The sequence below is a fragment of the Brevundimonas sp. KH_058 genome (genome assembly GCF_057838505.1).
In genome coordinates this window covers 396,818-414,073 of sequence record NZ_CM174469.1, presented here as the reverse complement: position 1 = coordinate 414,073, position 17,256 = coordinate 396,818, and the positions used below count along the sequence as shown (strand labels likewise).

Sequence of the window (17,256 nt, the reverse complement as noted above, 5' to 3'; positions counted from 1 at the left end):
TTTCGTTGGCTCAGCCGATCCGCTTCATCGCAGAATCGGCGAGATTACGTCGGCCGGCCTCACGCGTGTAGCGCTCGACCTCCTTGAGGCTTTGGTGGCCGGTGATCGCCATGATTTCATGGGCTGAGCATCCGGCTTCCGCCAATCGGCGGGCCGCTGCCTTCCGAAGGCCGTGGGCCGAGCAGTGCGGCAGGCCGGCGCGTTCCGCCGCCTTGCTCACCCAGTTTCCGAACCCCTTCTCTGTGAAGGGTTTGCCGTATTTGGTCGTCAGCAGCGCCAGGTGCTCGATTTTGTGCGCCGCCAGCGAGGTTTGAAGCCGGGGGTGAAGCGGTATGTCGACCAGCTGTCCCGTCTTTTCCTGGCGCACCAGGACACGACCGTCGCGGACCTGGTGGACGGTCATCTGACGCACGTCACCTGAGCGTTGAGCCGTGTAGAGCAGCAGGTCGAACCCAAGCCGCTCCTTGCTGCCAACGGGCCACTTGGTTTCGAAAGCAGCGACCTCAGGCTCCGTCCAGGTGTGGAAGCCCTCGCTCCTGTATCGAAGCATTCGAACGCCGCTCGTGGGGTCGGTGCGAACAATGCCTCGATCCACCGCAAAGCGCATCACGGCCCGAAGAACCTTCAGCATGTTGTTCGCTGCGGCAGGGGTCGCTGCCATGGCGTCCATCTGCCCGCGAATGTGCCGGGGCTCGAGGAGTGCGACCGGGTTGGCACCGTACTTGTCGCGATACCGGTCGAAGATGCCCCTATAGGTACGCTGGGTGTTCGGCCGGAGCCCGTTAAAATCGGCCGACGCGTAGTAGGCGACACCGAGAGCATGGATGGAGCCCTGCGTGCTGCGGCTTTCTGCAATCGGCTTGGGTTGAGCCTTGGACGCGGCGGCATACCATGCCCACCAAGCTTCCGATCCGAACGGCTCAGTCGTTTGTGACTCGGGACAGCGGACACGCCGAAAGCGCCATCGGGGTTTGCCTCGTGCGTCGCGATAGAGGCTGACGTTCTTCGGCTTTTTCTTCACGCTGCCGCGTCCCAGGGATTGTCGTTGCGGTCAGGTCCATCGTCCGGAAGAGCCCAGAATGCGGTATCCAGGGCATGTCGGTCCCAGACCTTCCGAGCGTCGATCCGTTTGGGCGCCGGCATTCGGCCGTCGTGGACGAGCTGATCGAACTTGGACGCGCTAATGCCAATATAGAGGCTGGCTTGCTCGCGGTTTAGGCCACGTGGCTCCAAAATGGTCGATGGCGCTGGGGTACGTCTGCCAGTCACTTTGAGAAATCCGACTTAAAACCCGCGTCTCGAAGCGCCTCTTTAGCAAGTTCATCTCCACTACGAGCGGCGTCTCGAGCCAAAGCTATGGCTTTAGCTGATGGTCCACGGGCAATAAGCCAAAGACATTTTCCAGCCCTCTCTGCAACCTTGAGGCCGACTGCTTTCAAATCTATAATTGCAACGCCAGACCTATCGTCTTCGGCCGTGAGCGTTTCCCGCAGGTCGTCGAAATCCGCAAAGAGTTGAAGGGAAGAACCGTCCTGCCAAGGCGTGATCGCTGCAGCAAACCGGAACTGCGCAGTCGGCATCAATGATTTAAGGGGATGGTCCTCGGAGTTCGCCCCAATCTTGTAGCCTACTGCACTTGGACATTCTGCAGCCCAGTATTGTGCTTGCAATGCAGCATCGCGGAGATCGACGTTCGGACTCGTATGCGGGAGGCCAAGGTGCCTCATCGCATCTCGAAGAGCGACGTGAATGAGATCGTCAGGCGCGAAACGGGTCCAACCATCGTTTTTCGCCAACAAACCTCGTGTCCTCCAGTCCCTCTGAACCGGTGGATTAACATCCGTAATCTTCCAAGCCTCCGACGCTGTGAAGAGCGTCTCCTGCAAATGTGAGAGAGGGAAATATGCGGTCATGGGAGGACTTTAGCAGCGAATGGGAGGGGGTCAAGAAAACAAAATTACGTTTTGCTTCCGACATGGGGGCGGCTATGCATGTCGTGCCAACACTCTCTTCGCAGGACACATTCATGCCCATGGGGCCAAAGCCATCCAGAAAGCTGCACAAGCAACGCGTGAACCTCCGCCTCTCGGCCGAGAGTGCGGACTTCCTTCGCGGCTATTCCGCGAAATCCCACTGCACCATCAGCGAGCTCGCCGAACTCATCATCCGGGAATATCGCGCGACGGAGGAGAACTACTTCACCAAGAGCGCCGCCTATTTCGGCTTCGTGAACGCAAGTCTGTCGCTAATTATTGCAGCGAAGCTCTTTGAGCCGGAACTGGCGCCAACCGGTCCGCTCACGGGCATTAAAGAGGACATAACCAGAGCCGCAGAGAAGATGTTCGGGCCGCAACCCACGTCGCCGTTCAGATGGTATTGTACCGATGGCGATGAACGGCTCTGGAGCCTGTACCACGCTTTCGCCGCCCACCATTTGAAGCGCGGAGACCATGTGGGCTCCCTCGACGTTCGTTGATCATGCGGTCCTACGTCGTTGCGAAGCGCCAGGCCACACGGTGGCTGCGCGTAGGGTTGGTGATGGTCTGGGGCGTCGTAGCGTGGCGCGCTGGAGCGACGGCGATCGGCTTTAGCCTTCGCGCATTTGAGGCCGATCTGCAGTCGCTGCTGAGCAGCGCGCCGCTCCATACCGTTCCACTTCGCCATCCCTATGGAGGGGTAGTCGAGCTCACTGCGGAGGAACTGCGATCCGCCTATTGGATCGCGCCTCACCTCGACTGGGCCAGTCTTTGCTTCGTCCAGGGCGCTTGGCTGTCGGTTCTGATCTGGCTGGGGTCGCTCGCCTATTTGGGGCGACAAAGGTCAGAGACGGATCCTCAGTTTCGTGTCCGCATTGACCGCGCACTTGACCAATTCGAAGCGGGTGTCACGGGCGCCGTAAACGGGTTGTTGCGTCTCGGGTCGCTCGCCGTAGTAGGGGCGCGGTCAAAGGTCCTGCGGCGCCAGGGTAGGGGCCAGGGTTATGTCCCATTGCCGCCGGAGGTCTTGGTCGAAGCAACTGGACCTTTGGAGCCGGCTGCGGAGCCGCCGTGCCCTTCGCCGAGGACGGAGGTCGTCCAAACCGACACGGCCGAGGCGCCCAATCAAACCGTCCCGGAACGTTCGGAGCATGAGGGGGAGGGTATGACTGCGGACCTGACGTCACCGATGCCGGAAACAGCCTCGAAAGAGGTCGCGCCAAAGCCAGAGCTGGGCCACCTGCCGTCGTTTTTTACGCGCTTCTAACGCAGTGATCTGCAGCGAAGTTGGCGCCAAGTTGGCGCTGGCCAAGTGTATGACTTTACTGAGGTATTCGGAATATGAAGGAAGTACGACGGTGTTGGCGCCACTTTGGTGTCGGCTGCGCCCGAGTTTTGTCGTTTTAAAACAGGTGTTTAGGTGGGCCGCAGGTGTGCGTAAGGTGTGCATCATCCTCCACAGGATGATATTCCTAATGGCCCCCAACTGGGGTCGGACATTTTTGTTGTCGGGATTCATTGCCTCGAACACAGGGCTATTGCCCCCCTAGGCTGTGTTTAGGATGGCGCTCGAGACGGAATATTGGCAGCCCTACCAGTCGGTAGAACGACGATGAACGACGCCCAGCTGCATGCCCTTCAGATGAACTTTCTGCAGATGCATTTGATGTTCTCGGTGTCCATTGTCGCGATCCTCGCCATCAAGACGGTGATCTCCAAAATGGTGCGAGCGCTGTGTGATCGAGAAGTCCGCGCCAGCGATCATGACGAGCCAAGCACGCCATCCTGACCTAAGTTTCACGCGTCGATCCGGCTGCGCTCGTTCAGGAGGCGAAGGGCTATTGCCGCGAGGAGTGCATATCCCCCGTTACGAAAGAACGCGCTGGCGCGATATCGACCGACACGCGGAGCCAGCCGCTAATCCGACGTGTCTTTATTCCGCCTGGTCCCACCGTTCATACCTTCGATGAACCCTCCGATTATGGGCTTCACCAACCAGCCTATGATCAATGCGGTGACCCCACCGGCCATGAATATCAGAACATCCATCATAAGGCGCCTCCCAGCAAAGCCTGTGGCTCTCGTATACGGCAGCATCTCGTGTGACCAAAGCTGCGGTGCGATACGGCGACAAGTGCACGCGTCCGAATGCCCAGCCTTTCAGTGCCGAACACCCTTCGCCGCGACGGGGTTCAGCTGCAGCTCAGCCGCACTGATCGCGAGAGCCTGAAGCTTGGTGCAAGGAAGGAGGCCGCATTCCTGAGCAAAGGTCCTAGGCCCATGGCCGGCTGGGTCGATTAGTCCAACCACTGCATCGTGCAAGGCCTCAAGGGTCGAGACATCATCCACGAAGGCGGCCAGGTCTGCGCCGGCGCCGTACACCGTGTAGTGAGCAACACCTTCTCGCTGGGCTCGATAGGCATCCCAACGGACCTTGAGCCTCGCCACGCGCTCCCCGGCGCCGGCAAGGGTCTTCGCTCGCGTCAATCCACCCGCGACGGTCTCCTCGGCAGCCTCGAGCTTGGGGCCCATTCTCATCACATAGTGAGCCGTCCAATACCGGATCAGCAGATCGCCGCAGTCGGCGCCGTCCTGATGCAGCAGGGGCGCCAAGCCAATCTCTAGATCCCCTTCGGCGAACAGCGCGAGGTCATCAATCAGGATATGCGGCGCTAGCGCCTGCAAGGCCGTCAGAATTCGATCGACTGACCAGCCAGAGAGATCAGCCAAATCCTCGGCGGTCGTCTTCACCAACCCTCCATTGTCGGGATTGTCCCTCAGCTGGCGAGCCCAGACCATCAGCAGCAGCGAAAGCGTCGTTAGGGCGTCGTCATCCAGGCAGGCACGAGCGGCGCTCTGCATGACCGTAAGCGACGCAAGCATGATCAGCGGATCGAGTTCAGCAGGATCCAGGTGCGATCCAGTCCCGATCATCAGCTGAAGCTGGGGGCTCATCTCGGAGATGTCGGCGAAGCCGGTCATTCGGGTCGTCCTCAAAATCACACTGATAGTGTGTAGAGAACGATTTGCGTCCACCGCAAGTCCATGAGGTGGAAGTTGACCCTGATCTTTTGAGTTTTGGCCAAGCCGTGCGGCGCCGTCGCACTGCGCTGGGGCTAAGCCAGGAGGAGCTAGCCGACCGAGCGGGCCTGCATAGGAACTACATCGGCGGCATCGAGCGCGGGGAACGCAACGTCGGGATTAAGGCGGTGTTTGCGCTGGCCGTTGGGTTGGAGTGTGCGCCATCCGATCTGTTTACCTAGCCAAGTCAGCATACGGAGTTCGCCCCTTGCGACGATATTTGAGCATCGCCATTGACGTGAATCCCGTTTCTCGTTCAGCCAGAATTGAGAGTCCTTGGTTGATCTGGGCCTTGATGCTGGAGTGCAATAGGCCGGCCAGCGCAGAGGGAAGGTGACCCACCACAGAATCCGCGCTAGGCGATATTTTGAAGCGCGCACCATTCGACTGAGAGGCTGTCCATGAGCATGATCGACGGTCCCGAGGGGATTGAAGGATTCGACGAGGGCGTGGATCGTACGGTGCTGGCTCACTACCCGCTTGAATCGATCATGGTCCGGACTGACACCCGCAACGTCGGGGACGTGGTCAAACGCATCGACGCTGGTCGGTACGCGATGCATCCAGACTTCCAGCGCGACTTCGTCTGGCCTCTAGCGAAGCAAAGCAAGCTGATCGAGAGCTGCGTCATGCGCATCCCTTTGCCCGTATTCTATGTGGCCGAAGGTGAAGACGGGCGCATCACAGTCGTGGATGGTTTGCAACGTCTGAGTACGTTTCAGGCTTACCTGGGCAACAGGTTCAAGCTAACCGGGCTCGGAGAGGGTCACCCTCTTGAAGGAAAGCGCTTCAGTGACCTGCCGATCAATCTGCAAGAGCGGATCGAGGACACCCCACTTACCCTATATATTCTAGACAAGGCCGCCCCTGAAGCGGCGCGACTGGACATATTTGACCGGGTGAACAGCGGCATCCCTCTAAGCCGCCAACAGATGCGCAATGCGCTTCACAATGGCCCCGCGACCCAGTGGTTAGCCGACATGGCGCAGCAGCCATATTTCCTGTCGGCGACGGGAGGCTCGCTCGCCCAAAATTCTATGCGCGATCGCGAGGCGATCAACCGCTTCGCCGCCTTCTCGATCCTTGGATCGGACGCCTATGGCGGTGATATGGATTTGTTTCTCGCTAAAGGATTGTCGGCGATCAATCGCGCCCCGGAGAAGCTCTCAGAGCTCACCGATGCCTTCTATAAGTCCATGGTCCTCAATGAATACCTGTTCGGCAAACATGCATTTCGAAAATCTCTGATCGACGGGGGCGAGCACGCCGCCCGATCTGTCATCAATATCTCGATGTTTGATGCCTTCTCCGTCATCCTGTCCCGAGCCGACGACACGCAAATCCAGGCCGATAGCCACGAGATCCGTCGAAAGGTCAAAAACCTTCTCAGCCAGGAGGGGTTCAACTGGGCGATTAGCTTGTCGACAAACGGCACCAGCCAGGTCCGAAGTCGGTTCAGCATGCTCACTGACACACTTCTGCAATGGCTTAAATGATGTTGAAGACCCTAGAAATCCGCAACTTCAAGTGTTTCTTGCAATATGATTTGGAGTTGAAATCACTGACCCTGCTGACCGGCTTCAATGGAGCGGGAAAATCGAGCAGTCTGCAGCCGCTACTCCTAATGGCTCAGGCCCTTCGTGAAGCGCCGAGAACATCCATCCTGTCATTGAACGGTGCCCTGACTCATCTCGGCAGCGCTGGCGATGTGGTGGCCGAGGAAGTCAGTGGTGAGATGGTTCTTGGATTTGCCGATGACGGGAATGAAAATGCCGCTTGGAGTTTCGCGCATGACCGAAGCTTGGAGCGCGGCGAGCTACGATTAATCTCGAGCCGCTTCTCGTTTGGAGTTTCGTCGAAGGCGATTTGGGCCCCGGAAGGTGACACCCACAGCCTCCTGCACGCAATTCGGAACGTGATCTTCCTAGGGGCCACCCGAGGCGCTCATGGCGAAGCGCAGCCCTTGCCAGACAGTGCGTCGATCGCGCCAGGCGACGTCGGTGCCGAAGGGCAATGGGCTGGCTATTGGTATGCCAAGCTGGCGGACGATCTCGTACCTAACGAAAGACGACATCCGACGGAGAGCCGGGAAACCGTACGGGGGCAGGTCGATGCATGGATGTCCGAGCTTTTCCCGAAAGCCCGAGTAAATGCTGAGCGATTGGCCGGCCTAATGCTCACAAAGACCAGCTTCGCCCTGGATGGCGGTAACGAGCTCCGGCGCCCTGCGAATGTCGGCTATGGTCTGAGTTACGCCTTCCCAATCATTGTCGCTCTGGTCTGCGCCGAGCCTGGCCAGATCATCATTATCGACAGTCCCGAAGCTCATCTTCATCCGCGTGCGCAATCCGCCATGGGAGGTGTTCTCGCTCACTTCGCGGCCCGGAATGTCCAGATCATCGTGGAAAGCCACAGCGATCACTTGGTCAATGGTGTGCGGTTGGCGGTGCGGCAGAACACCATTCCCGCCGAGCGGGTTGCCATCCAGTTCTTCGGAGGCGAGCGGGACGACATGGGTCGCCGGTCGAAGAAGATCGATGTCCAGCCGGATGGCACGCTCGAGGATTGGCCGGGAGGCTTCTTCGACCAGGCAATGACAGATCTGCTCCGGCTATCCTGAATGGCCCGTGCTTATCTGAACAGCGTCAGCTTCCCAGCGCCGACTCTGGCGGAGTCACTCGTTCTTCTCGGCGAACTCAGAGCTGGGATTGCGCATCTCGTCGAGCGGCAGGCCATCGCCTTCCCGGTGATGTGCAGCGTCCGCATGCGTCAGCTCGCCCTGTCGTCCGAATATGAGACCTTGGCCCAAGGGATGCAGGTGGACCAAGGTCGTCACCGCGACACCATCCTCTTTTTTCTGACTGTCCTGGACCAACAGTCGCCAGCGCAAAGTGCGCTTAGCGCCGACCTGCAGGCGGAGATGGATCCCCATCTCGTCGACGAGACCCTGACAACGCCTTTTGACGACGACGCCTCTTCCGCGCTCGTCGCGTGTGCATTGGACGACGGCGTTCTTCTAAGTCTGGGAAAAAGCGACCGATGGCGTGGGGACCGGGTCGGCTACGAGCTGATGACAAAAACGGGCGGCCTGCGGGTCGTGGAAGTCGACAATGTATGTGATCGCAGGACGTCCGAAAATGTTGTGGAGCGGGCAGATGCAGCCCGACATAAATATCTGTTCGAGAATTGGGATGCGCTTACCGGCAATGCGACCCGCGCGCCGCAAATCGACGACTGGTTCGCCGAGTGCAGAAAATCGCCAGGTCTTGAGCAGGTCATCATGCGCAGTGTCGCGATCGCCCACACGAACTCCTACAATCTGGACGGCGATTTGGTGAAGAAGCTTAAGACAAAGGGTTCCACTTCGGTCTTCGAAATCCGCGCCTGGTTTGACGGGAGCAATAACGTGCGGCTTTTATTCGGGCGGGACAAGGACGGGCGGGCGCTCTACGGATACGGCGGACGGAAGGCGCACGAGAACTGGTACGACGTTGCCATTCCCCAGGCGATCGCTTGGATCAAGGAATAGGCTTGGATATCTTCCTTCTATGCCTGGCCTTCGCACATCTCAGAAAAGCCGCTGCCCTTAGCCTTCATGGGTGAGAAAGAAGCTAGGGTTTACGATCAAGATCGGACGCGGGCGCCTCGTGAGTGGATCGACGGGCTCGCTTAGTCGAGATATCTGATATCTGGAGCTCAGGTCCAGACGCGACGGACGCCCAAGACGAGCGATTGGCTGCTCCAGCGAGGTGTGATCGATGGCCGAGACACAGATCGAATGGACGGACGCGACCTGGAATCCGGTGGCGGGCTGCGCGATCATCACTGCTGGCTGCACCAACTGCTACGCCATGCAGATGGCCAGGCGGCTCGAGGCGATGGGCGTCCCAAAATACGAGGGGCTGACGCGAACGAGTGGGGGGCGCACAATCTGGAACGGCGTCGTCCGCGAAGACCCCTCGGCGCTTGAGATTCCCTACCGCTGGCGCAAGGCACGGAAGGTCTTCGTCAACTCCATGAGCGATCTCTTCCATGAGGCCGTCAGCGACGACTTCATCTTGTCGGTCTGGAAAGTGATGCGGGAGACGCCTCATCATAATTACCAGATACTCACGAAACGGCCTGAGCGCATGGCCGCGTTCGTGTCCGGACGCGTTCCGGACGTGCTTCCCAACGTCTGGTTGGGCACCAGCGTGGAGAACGCAGCGGTGATCGATCGCATCGACCACCTCCGTTCCGCTCCGGCGGCCATCCGATTTATTTCATTCGAGCCGCTTATCGGCTGCGTCGGAGATGTCGATCTGACCGGTATCGACTGGGCGATCGTTGGAGGCGAGAGCGGCGCGAACGCGCGACCTATCCGAGAAGATTGGATTGACCTGATCTATGAGCAGTGCGCTACTTACAAAACTGCGTTCTTCTTTAAGCAGTGGGGAACGTGGGGCAAGGACAACAAAAAGCGCTCCAAGAAGGCCAATGGGCGCGAGTACCGCGGGCAGGTATGGAACGAGATGCCCGCTGGATTAGAGGCGAGTTGAGGCACTCAGAGGCCCGCATTGGGCGGGGGCAAGACGGAGAGCATCCGAGCCGAATGGCCGTCAAACACTACGACTGGAAGCTGGGCCAGCCCCCTCCCAAGATTGGTGCCCATAGTGTCGCCAAGCATGATGTCTTCGCCAGCTACATAGAGCGATACATCGACATCCTGTCGTCGAACCCGCGGCGCCGGGAGCTGAATCTGACGATAGTGGACGGCTTCTGCGGCGGCGGGGCCTATCAGCAGGGTGCGGAGATCATCGCCGGCTCGCCTTTAAGGGTGCTTCGAGCCGTCCAGGCCTCCGGTGCGCGGCTGACGCTTACGCGGCAGAACGGCTTCACCATGAAGTCCCGCTTTTTCTTCGTCGACAAACAGAAGGAACACGTCGAGTTCCTGAACCACGAACTGCGGCAATCCGAGTTCAGTGCCGAGGTCGGCCACTCCATCTCGCTCGCGACTGGATCGTTCGAGGACGAGGCTCCAGGCATCATCCAGGCTATTAAGGATCGCGGACCCAGCCACCGCGCGCTTTTCTTCCTCGATCAGTACGGCTGGAGCAGCGTGGCGTTCGCGACCATCCGCCAGATCTTCGCGGGTCTGAAGAATCCGGAGGTGCTGATTACCTTCTCGGTCGATTCCCTGATCGACTATTTCTCCGGCAAGACTGCCAGCACGGCCGGTGGCCAGGCGATTGAACTCGACCCAGCCATGGGCGAGGTTATCAAGGCCTTGAAGACCGAGCAGGGTCAGCGGCACGTCATTCAAGGTATGCTGTACAAGCACATCATCAGCAGCACGGGCGCGGACTTCTACACGCCCTTCTTCATCCGCTCAGCGGACAGCCGCAGGTCCTACTGGTTGCTGCACCTCTCAAAGCACGGTCGCGCCCGCGACGAGATGGCCCGCCTGCACTGGGACAAGAGCAACATCTTTGTCCATCCGGGAGACGCGGGGTTCAACGCCCTAGGCTTCGACCCCAATTTCGATCCAAATCAGAAGACGCTGGAGTTCGATTTCGGCTCCGATGCCCGGGCAGACTCCCTCGCCGCCGCCATGGATCAGTTGCCCAGGATGATCCGGGACGACGCGGCGGATGTCGCGACCCCGGTCACGATCGGTGACCTCTTCCGCGCGAACTGCAACGAGACGCCGCTGACGTTCGATCTTGTCTCGGAGGCTGTCATCAGATTGCGGGATGAGTACGGCGAGATCGACATCTTCACTGATGCAGGGCGTCGTCGCCCTACCGCGAAGACCCTTAACTGGAGCGATCGCGTTCGGGGGCGCCAGCAGAAAACCTTCTTGAGGCTCCTTGAGCAGTCCGGCCGCTGAGCGCCTTCGCCCCCGACCCCATCAGCTGTTCCTAATAGCGGCAAATATCAGCTATGACGGCCGAAGCCTCTAACCAAGATCGACGGCCAACCGGAGTGGAGCTTTGCCTCCAGACGAAGTGCCTGATGGGAGCGAGGTTTTGCGCTGAACGAAATCGGACGACATGCTGACCCCAGGAGAAATATACTCCAATCTAGACGAGCTCGCCGCCAATCCTCCTGCAGGAGGGGAGTTCGGTTTGGCGCTGATGGAGGCAGTAGGTGCCCCTCGCTCTACGATCACGAAGCTTCGGGATGCAGCGCAAGGCGGTTCGTTCACCTGGACCAGGATGCTCCGCTTCGAGGCGACGGAGCCTGGGGGGGCGGACGCGACGCTGGATCGGATGCGTGCAGAGGCGGAGGGCTCGCCCAAGGGACGTCGTCCTCGTGTGCTGCTGGCTTATGATGGCGAACGAATTGCAGCCATCGACACCAGTCCGAAGTTCGATGAAGAGCCATTACGCGTCGGCCTCGATATGCTCTCGTTGGAGGGCGATGTGTTCTTCCCGCTTGGCGGGCACGAGCGCTACGTACCTAAGAAAGAGCGCTTGGCCGACGTTCGGGCCACGCGCTTTATTTCACGCTTCCACGATGCGGTCCGCGACGCCAACCCGAGCTGGACGACAGAAGCGGATCGACACGCGCTCAATATCTTCATGGCGCGCGTATTATTCTGCCTGTTCTCGGACGATGTCGGTATTTTTGAAAAGGATGCTTTCGAAACCGCCGTGCGCAGGTCGACGGAGGTTGGGGGGGCGGACCTCGCTGCTTTCCTTGAAAGCGCATTCCGGCACATGGACACGAAGCTGGACGAGCGGCCGGCCGAAACGAGGGGGTGGTCCAGGCTGCCCTATGTCAACGGCTCTCTGTTTGAGGAAGATGTGGCAATGCCTGCGATGGACGGGCGTTGCCGAAAACTGCTTCTCGACTGCGCCGGATTGAACTGGAAGCTCATCAATCCTGACATTTTCGGCTCTATGCTTCAGGCCGTTGTCGACGTGGACAAGCGTGGCGAACTGGGGATGCATTACACGTCCCCATCAAACATCATGAAGGTGCTCGAGCCCCTTCTGCTTGATGCTCTGAAACGTGAGTTGGATCAGGCGGGCGTCAACAAAGTGCGGCTGCGCGCGTTCCTAGAACGGCTCAGCCATATCCGCGTGTTCGATCCAGCCTGTGGCTCCGGCAATTTTCTGATCCTCACCTACAAGGAGTTGCGGGCGCTGGAAACGGAGGCGTTCCGCCGCCTCGCCACGCCCCGCCTGTCGGGCATCGCACTGGAACAATTTTTCGGAATCGAGATCGACGACTTCGCCTGCCAGGCAGCACGGCTGGGCCTGTGGATCGCCAAGTATCAGTGCGACCAGCAACTTGAACTGGACCTCGGTCAGCGCACTGACTTCCTTCCGCTCCAGAAGGCTGGAGTGATTGTGAAGGGCAACTCCTCCGAGATCGACTGGCTCGCGGTTTGTCCTCCGGTCGCTGGAGCAGAAACGCTCGTTGTCGGAAACCCGCAGTTCCGTGGATCATCATACTGGTCACCCGAGCAAAAGGTGGACATGGCGCGCGTGTTTAAGGGGCGGGTAAAAAATTGGGGCAATCTTGACTACGTGGCACTTTGGTTCGCCAAGGCGCGCGACTATGCATTAGCGACCGGCGCGCCGTTCGCCTTTGTGGCGACCAACTCGATTGTGCAAGGTGTGCAGGTGCCCGAGCTTTGGCCCCATCTGCTGGAAGACCTCGAAATTCGTTTCGCCCATCGTTCATTCAAGTGGTCGAATCTCGCGGCCAACAACGCGGGCGTGACTTGCGTAATTATCGGGATGGGCCTGCCTGTCGCCGCGCCCAAGCGCCTATTCGACGGTGAAACCGTGCGCGACGTGGAAGTAATAGGTCCCTACCTCGCGCCCGGTGCCACGACGATCGTAGCCAAGACAAGCAAGCCGCTTGCCCCCGATCTCGAGCAGATGACTCGCGGCAACCAACCTACTGATGGCGGCAATCTGATTCTCGACCGCAGCGAGCGCAACTCGCTATTGGAGGCGCATCCAGCCGCAGTCCGCTTCATACGCCGGCTCTACGGTTCTCAAGAGCTGATGAAGGGCATTGAACGGTATTGTTTGTGGGTAGGGGACGAAGAGGTTGAGGAGGCGAAGGCTTTTCCTGAATTGGCACGACGATTCGAGGCAGTATCTCGGGACCGATCCAAGGAAAATGCCTCTGACATTTCCAAGGCGTTCGGGGATCGGCCCCATCGTTTTCTTCAGCGGCCGGGCGCCGCAGCTTCGCATACGATCATGGTGCCGGCGATCACATCCGAAGATCGAGGCTGGCTTCCTGTTGCGGTGATGGATAACCAGAATATAATAAATAACAAGATTTATGGACTCTTTGACGGATCAATTTGGCAAGCTGCGATTCTATCCTCTCGAATGCACCGGCTTTGGCTAGAAACAGTGGGTGGTCGAATGAAAGAGGATCCGTCCTACTCAAACCAATTAGTCTGGAATACTTTTCCATTGCCGTCGCTTTCAGAGCGCCGAAAGGCGGAGCTCGAGGAACATTGGTGGACAATCGACGAGGTGCGTAAGGAAGCCGGATTCGGCCGCTCTCTAGGCGAGCTTTACGTCCCCGCAAAGATGTCCAACGCCCTGCGCCGCGCCCATGAAGACTTAGACGAAACGGTTGAGACGATTTTCGGCTCGCGTCGCTACCGCTCGGACGCTGACCGTGTCGAGCACATGCTGCAACTCTACGCGCGACTGGCTGCGGGAGAAGAGAATTTAGCCCACACCGCAGAAAGGGTGAATGCATGAGCGAGGCGGCAAACAAGGCGGGCGAGAACGGCCTCGGCTCCATCACGCTCAACTATGGCGGTACAGGTGCCTCCAAGGCGACCAACCACTTCGGCATGCGCGTCATGCAGGCTAGGGTTTGGGATAAGCTGGATGCGCAGCATTTACTGGTGAAATCGCCACCCGCATCCGGCAAGTCCCGCGCAGCGATGTTTGTGGGCCTGGAGAAGCTTCGCACCAACGTTGTGGACCGCGTGGTGATCGCGGTGCCCGAGCGATCCATCGGCTCCTCGTTCCGAAACACAGGCCTCAAAGCCGGCGGCTTCCACTCGGACTGGCGGCTTGACCTTGACCTCTGCACTGTCGGCTCTGAGACGGGCCGAAAGGTGGAAGAGCTGATCAGCTTCCTGCGCGGCGAGAGCAGCGGGCAAACGGCGCTGTGCACCCACTCCACCTTGCGCGCCGCTTACGCCAAGACCGATGACGTGACGTTGTTTGACCGTGCGCTTATCTGCGTTGACGAACTGCACCATGCTTCTTCTGACGAGAACAGCAGGCTCGGCAACTTGTTGCGCGGTCTTGTCGACCGGGCTGGCGAGGCGGGCCACGACGCCGCGCACATCCTCGCCATGACCGGGTCCTACTTTCGCGGCGATGGCACGGCGGTGCTACACCCCCAAGACGAGGCTCGTTTTGAGAAGGTGATTTACACCTACTATGAGCAGCTTAACGGCTACGAGTACCTCAAGACGCTGCGCATCAACTTCCGCTTCTATCAGGGGAAATATCTAGACGCGATCGGCGGCGCCCTAGATCCGCATATGAAGACGATCGTGCACATCCCGCATGTCGGTTCGGCTGAGGGGAGTGGAGTGAACAAGATGTTTGCGGTGGACGCCATCGTTGATGCGATCGGCGACCGCTTGGGCGACAGTCCCAAAACCAGCATTGACCCCGCCACCGGTTTTGTCCGCCTTACCGCTGGCGATCGTACGCTCAAGATCGCCAACCTCGTGGACGATAGTACCGACCGCGAGAAAGTGTTGGCGAGCCTGCGCGCCGTAAAGGACCGTGACGATGTCGACATTATCATCGCGCTTGGCATGGCCAAGGAAGGCTTCGATTGGGTGTGGTGTGAGCACGTTCTCACGGTCGGTTACCGAGGCTCGCTGACTGAAGTCGTGCAGATTATCGGCCGAGCGACGCGCGATGCGCCGGGCAAAGAGGAGGCGCAGTTCACCAATCTCGTCTCTGCTCCCTTCGCAAAGGACGACGCTGTAAGCCGTGCTGTGAACGACATGCTGAAGGCTATCTCGGTGTCGCTCTTAATGGAGCAGGTCATGGCCCCTGTCTTCAAGTTCCGCACGCACAAGGGCGCTGACCAATTCGATGGTTCGCCGAGCGACAAGTCGAAGTTGGAGCCGGTGACAAATGCGGGCGAGATCGAAATTGTCGGCATGCCGGAGATCGACGAGAAAGCTGTCGAAGCGATCGAGAACGACTTCAACGACCTGTTCGCTGATGTGCAAAGCGACCCGCGCACGCTGACGGTTATGATAAATCCTGACGATCACCACACGGACGTGATGTACGACCTAGTGGTCACTGACGTGATCAAGCGCCGCTATCCTAGTTTCTCACCAGAACAGGTGCAGGATACGGTTGGGCTGTTCGGTGTGCGGGCTGGATTGGGTCGCGAAGTCGCCAAAGACCCGAGCATCATCCAGACGTCAGGAGTTTCTGAAGGGGAGCAGCCGATGTTCACCGGACCAGACGAAGGTGATGGCGGTCGCGACACCGCAGGACCAAACGCCGGCGACCGTTTCGTGCAGCAAGCCGCGCGGTTCATAAACGTAAGGGAGTTGCAGGTCGATCTGCTCGGCGGCCGCCGCGACTTCGACGATGCCTATGAACTGTTATCCAAGGAACTCTCTGAAGAACTGCTCGCCCGCCTGCACGGCGAGGTTCGTGCACTGAAGGTGAGCATGACGCAGGAAGAAGCGGAAAAGCTCTATTCACGCGTCAAGGAATTCGTCCAGCGAGAGGGCCGCGAGCCCAATCTGAATTCCCCCAATGGCCGCGAGGTGAGGCTGGCAGATGCCTTGGCATTCTTGCGCAAACTTTCGCGGGAGAAACGCGCTGCCATGGCTGGTGCGGACGAAGGGCAAGTCGATGCCTGAAGAGATTGACTACCTCAATGACGAGCTTCTGCTCACACCTGACGAAGCGCCGAAGGCGGCGCGAACGCCCCTCATTGATCGCGCAGTCGAGGTGATCGAGCGGATCAATGCCTTTATAGACGAAGCAGGTGCCGAGCCGGTCTCTGAGCCAGGGCGCAGTGTTCGAGAGCGCATGCTCGCCAACGAACTGAGTGGACTACGGGCATCAAAGACGGACCTCTCTGAGCTTGTGCCTTACGATACTCGCAACCTTGTGTTCGGCGAGGCCATCGCCACCGATCCTCTCGATGATCCGCTGCTTTCCGATGGCCTCGACATCTTCGAGGTGCGGGAAGAACTGAGGCCGATGGCACGACCAGACTTCGTCGCCGACCGACGCCCATGCCCGGACTTTGAACGGTTCGAGCCGCTGTTTCGGAGCATTCGAGCGGCCGTTGATCAAGGGACGCGCAAGCCCCAACCTTTCCGGCAGGAGCGTCTCGAGCTAGGCGAGTTCTTTGTCCTCAAGGGCCAACTCGTCCATGTGGCGGACCTTCGCGACGAGCACCAGCGCAATGGCAAACTTGACGCCCGATTGCGTGTGATCTTCGACAACGGCACGGAATCAAATCTGCTGATGTCGTCGCTCGTACGACGGCTTTACGAGGATAAAGATGCCCGCCGAGTCGGGACGAAGGACGCGGGGCCCCTGTTTAGCGGAGCTCGGACGGGCTTCGTATACGTCCTGCGCTCTCTATCAGAGAAACCCGAGGTCCAAGGACTGCTCAAGGTCGGCACCACATCAGCAGCGGTCGAGGACCGCATAGCGCACGCCGAAACGCAGTCGACATTCCTGTTCGCGCCTGTGGCGATCGTAGAAACGTATGAGTTGGTCGGCCACTCGGCAAAGGAGGTTGAACAACTCATCCACCGGGCTCTTCGACCTTATCATATAGCTTTGCGGGTGACGGGGGCGGACGGACGATCTTACAGTTCCACTGAATGGTTCAAAGTAACCCCGGAACTAGTGGCAGAGGCTGTCAAGCACGTGCTTATGTAGCTTGGACGTGTTGGAGGCCCAGCGCCTTCAGCCGCCGGGCCTCCAACACGTCAGCGCTGTCAGGTTAATCGAGGCGGGCCGCAACTTGCCCAAACTTGATCGTCCAGCAGCGGATCGTCTCATAGCTGACGTCGATCCCGCGCGCGGCCATCAGCTCTTCAACGTCGCGAAGGCTGAGGCTGAAACGGAAGTAGAGCCACACGGCTTGCCGGATCACCGCCGCTGGAAAGCGATGGCGCTTAAACGAGAGCGGCTTCACGAAATGCGATCTCCGATCA

Annotated in this window: 14 protein-coding genes and 1 pseudogene; 11 read left to right on the top strand and 4 right to left on the bottom strand. The window is 59.2% G+C overall.

What is annotated here, in order from left to right; genetic code table 11:
- Positions 1-10: 10 nt before the first annotated feature.
- Both AC3ISA_RS01915 and AC3ISA_RS01910 read right to left on the bottom strand, forming a co-directional pair.
- Entirely contained in the window at positions 11-1,021 is a 1,011-nt protein-coding gene (locus AC3ISA_RS01915; protein ID WP_489179095.1) for a tyrosine-type recombinase/integrase, read from the bottom strand.
- Positions 1,022-1,265: 244 nt separating this feature from the next.
- The gene (locus tag AC3ISA_RS01910) at positions 1,266-1,913 is read right to left on the bottom strand and encodes a hypothetical protein (RefSeq protein WP_489179094.1); all 648 of its coding nucleotides are present in this window, start codon (positions 1,911-1,913) and stop codon (positions 1,266-1,268) included.
- On the opposite strand from AC3ISA_RS01910, the gene AC3ISA_RS01905 reads away from it, so the two are divergent.
- Positions 1,904-2,476 carry a hypothetical protein gene (locus AC3ISA_RS01905; protein WP_489179093.1) on the top strand — a complete coding sequence of 191 codons (573 nt, stop codon included), beginning with the start codon at positions 1,904-1,906 and terminating at the stop codon, positions 2,474-2,476. The genes AC3ISA_RS01910 and AC3ISA_RS01905 overlap by 10 nt on opposite strands.
- A gap of 1,112 nt (positions 2,477-3,588) precedes the next feature.
- Positions 3,589-3,765 carry a hypothetical protein gene (locus AC3ISA_RS01900; protein ID WP_489179092.1) on the top strand — a complete coding sequence of 59 codons (177 nt, stop codon included), beginning with the start codon at positions 3,589-3,591 and terminating at the stop codon, positions 3,763-3,765.
- 371 nt (positions 3,766-4,136) lie between these two features.
- Here AC3ISA_RS01900 and AC3ISA_RS01895 read toward each other — a convergent pair whose 3' ends face one another.
- Entirely contained in the window at positions 4,137-4,958 is an 822-nt protein-coding gene (locus tag AC3ISA_RS01895; protein WP_489179091.1) for a hypothetical protein, read from the bottom strand.
- A gap of 68 nt (positions 4,959-5,026) precedes the next feature.
- Between AC3ISA_RS01895 and AC3ISA_RS01890 the strand changes: the two genes are divergently transcribed.
- The 9 genes from AC3ISA_RS01890 to AC3ISA_RS01850 all read left to right on the top strand — a co-directional run bounded on the left by AC3ISA_RS01890 (position 5,027) and on the right by AC3ISA_RS01850 (position 16,978).
- Positions 5,027-5,239, top strand: coding sequence for a helix-turn-helix domain-containing protein (locus AC3ISA_RS01890; protein WP_489179090.1), 213 nt, complete (start codon positions 5,027-5,029; stop codon positions 5,237-5,239).
- 219 nt (positions 5,240-5,458) lie between these two features.
- A complete protein-coding gene (locus AC3ISA_RS01885; RefSeq protein ID WP_489179089.1) occupies positions 5,459-6,553 on the top strand; it encodes a DUF262 domain-containing protein in 1,095 nt (364 codons plus the stop codon).
- Positions 6,550-7,677, top strand: a complete 1,128-nt coding sequence (locus tag AC3ISA_RS01880; RefSeq protein WP_489179088.1) for an AAA family ATPase — start codon at positions 6,550-6,552, stop codon at positions 7,675-7,677. Before AC3ISA_RS01885 ends, AC3ISA_RS01880 begins: the two co-directional genes overlap by 4 nt.
- Positions 7,678-8,586: a hypothetical protein gene (locus tag AC3ISA_RS01875; protein WP_489179087.1), complete on the top strand. Its 909-nt coding sequence runs from the start codon at positions 7,678-7,680 to the stop codon at positions 8,584-8,586.
- A 229-nt stretch (positions 8,587-8,815) separates the two neighbouring features.
- The gene (locus AC3ISA_RS01870) at positions 8,816-9,595 is read left to right on the top strand and encodes a DUF5131 family protein (RefSeq protein WP_489179086.1); all 780 of its coding nucleotides are present in this window, start codon (positions 8,816-8,818) and stop codon (positions 9,593-9,595) included.
- 53 nt (positions 9,596-9,648) lie between these two features.
- Positions 9,649-10,926: a three-Cys-motif partner protein TcmP gene (locus tag AC3ISA_RS01865; RefSeq protein WP_489179085.1), complete on the top strand. Its 1,278-nt coding sequence runs from the start codon at positions 9,649-9,651 to the stop codon at positions 10,924-10,926.
- Positions 10,927-11,089: 163 nt separating this feature from the next.
- Positions 11,090-13,780, top strand: a complete 2,691-nt coding sequence (locus AC3ISA_RS01860) for a DNA methyltransferase (protein ID WP_489179084.1) — start codon at positions 11,090-11,092, stop codon at positions 13,778-13,780.
- Positions 13,777-15,939 carry a DEAD/DEAH box helicase gene (locus tag AC3ISA_RS01855; protein WP_489179083.1) on the top strand — a complete coding sequence of 721 codons (2,163 nt, stop codon included), beginning with the start codon at positions 13,777-13,779 and terminating at the stop codon, positions 15,937-15,939. Before AC3ISA_RS01860 ends, AC3ISA_RS01855 begins: the two co-directional genes overlap by 4 nt.
- A complete protein-coding gene (locus AC3ISA_RS01850) occupies positions 15,932-16,978 on the top strand; it encodes a GIY-YIG nuclease family protein (RefSeq protein ID WP_489179082.1) in 1,047 nt (348 codons plus the stop codon). Before AC3ISA_RS01855 ends, AC3ISA_RS01850 begins: the two co-directional genes overlap by 8 nt.
- Before the next feature lie 85 nt (positions 16,979-17,063).
- Here the strand turns inward: AC3ISA_RS01850 and AC3ISA_RS01845 are convergent.
- A pseudogene (locus AC3ISA_RS01845) lies at positions 17,064-17,237 on the bottom strand (IS6 family transposase); the annotation flags it as partial.
- Positions 17,238-17,256 lie beyond the last annotated feature (19 nt).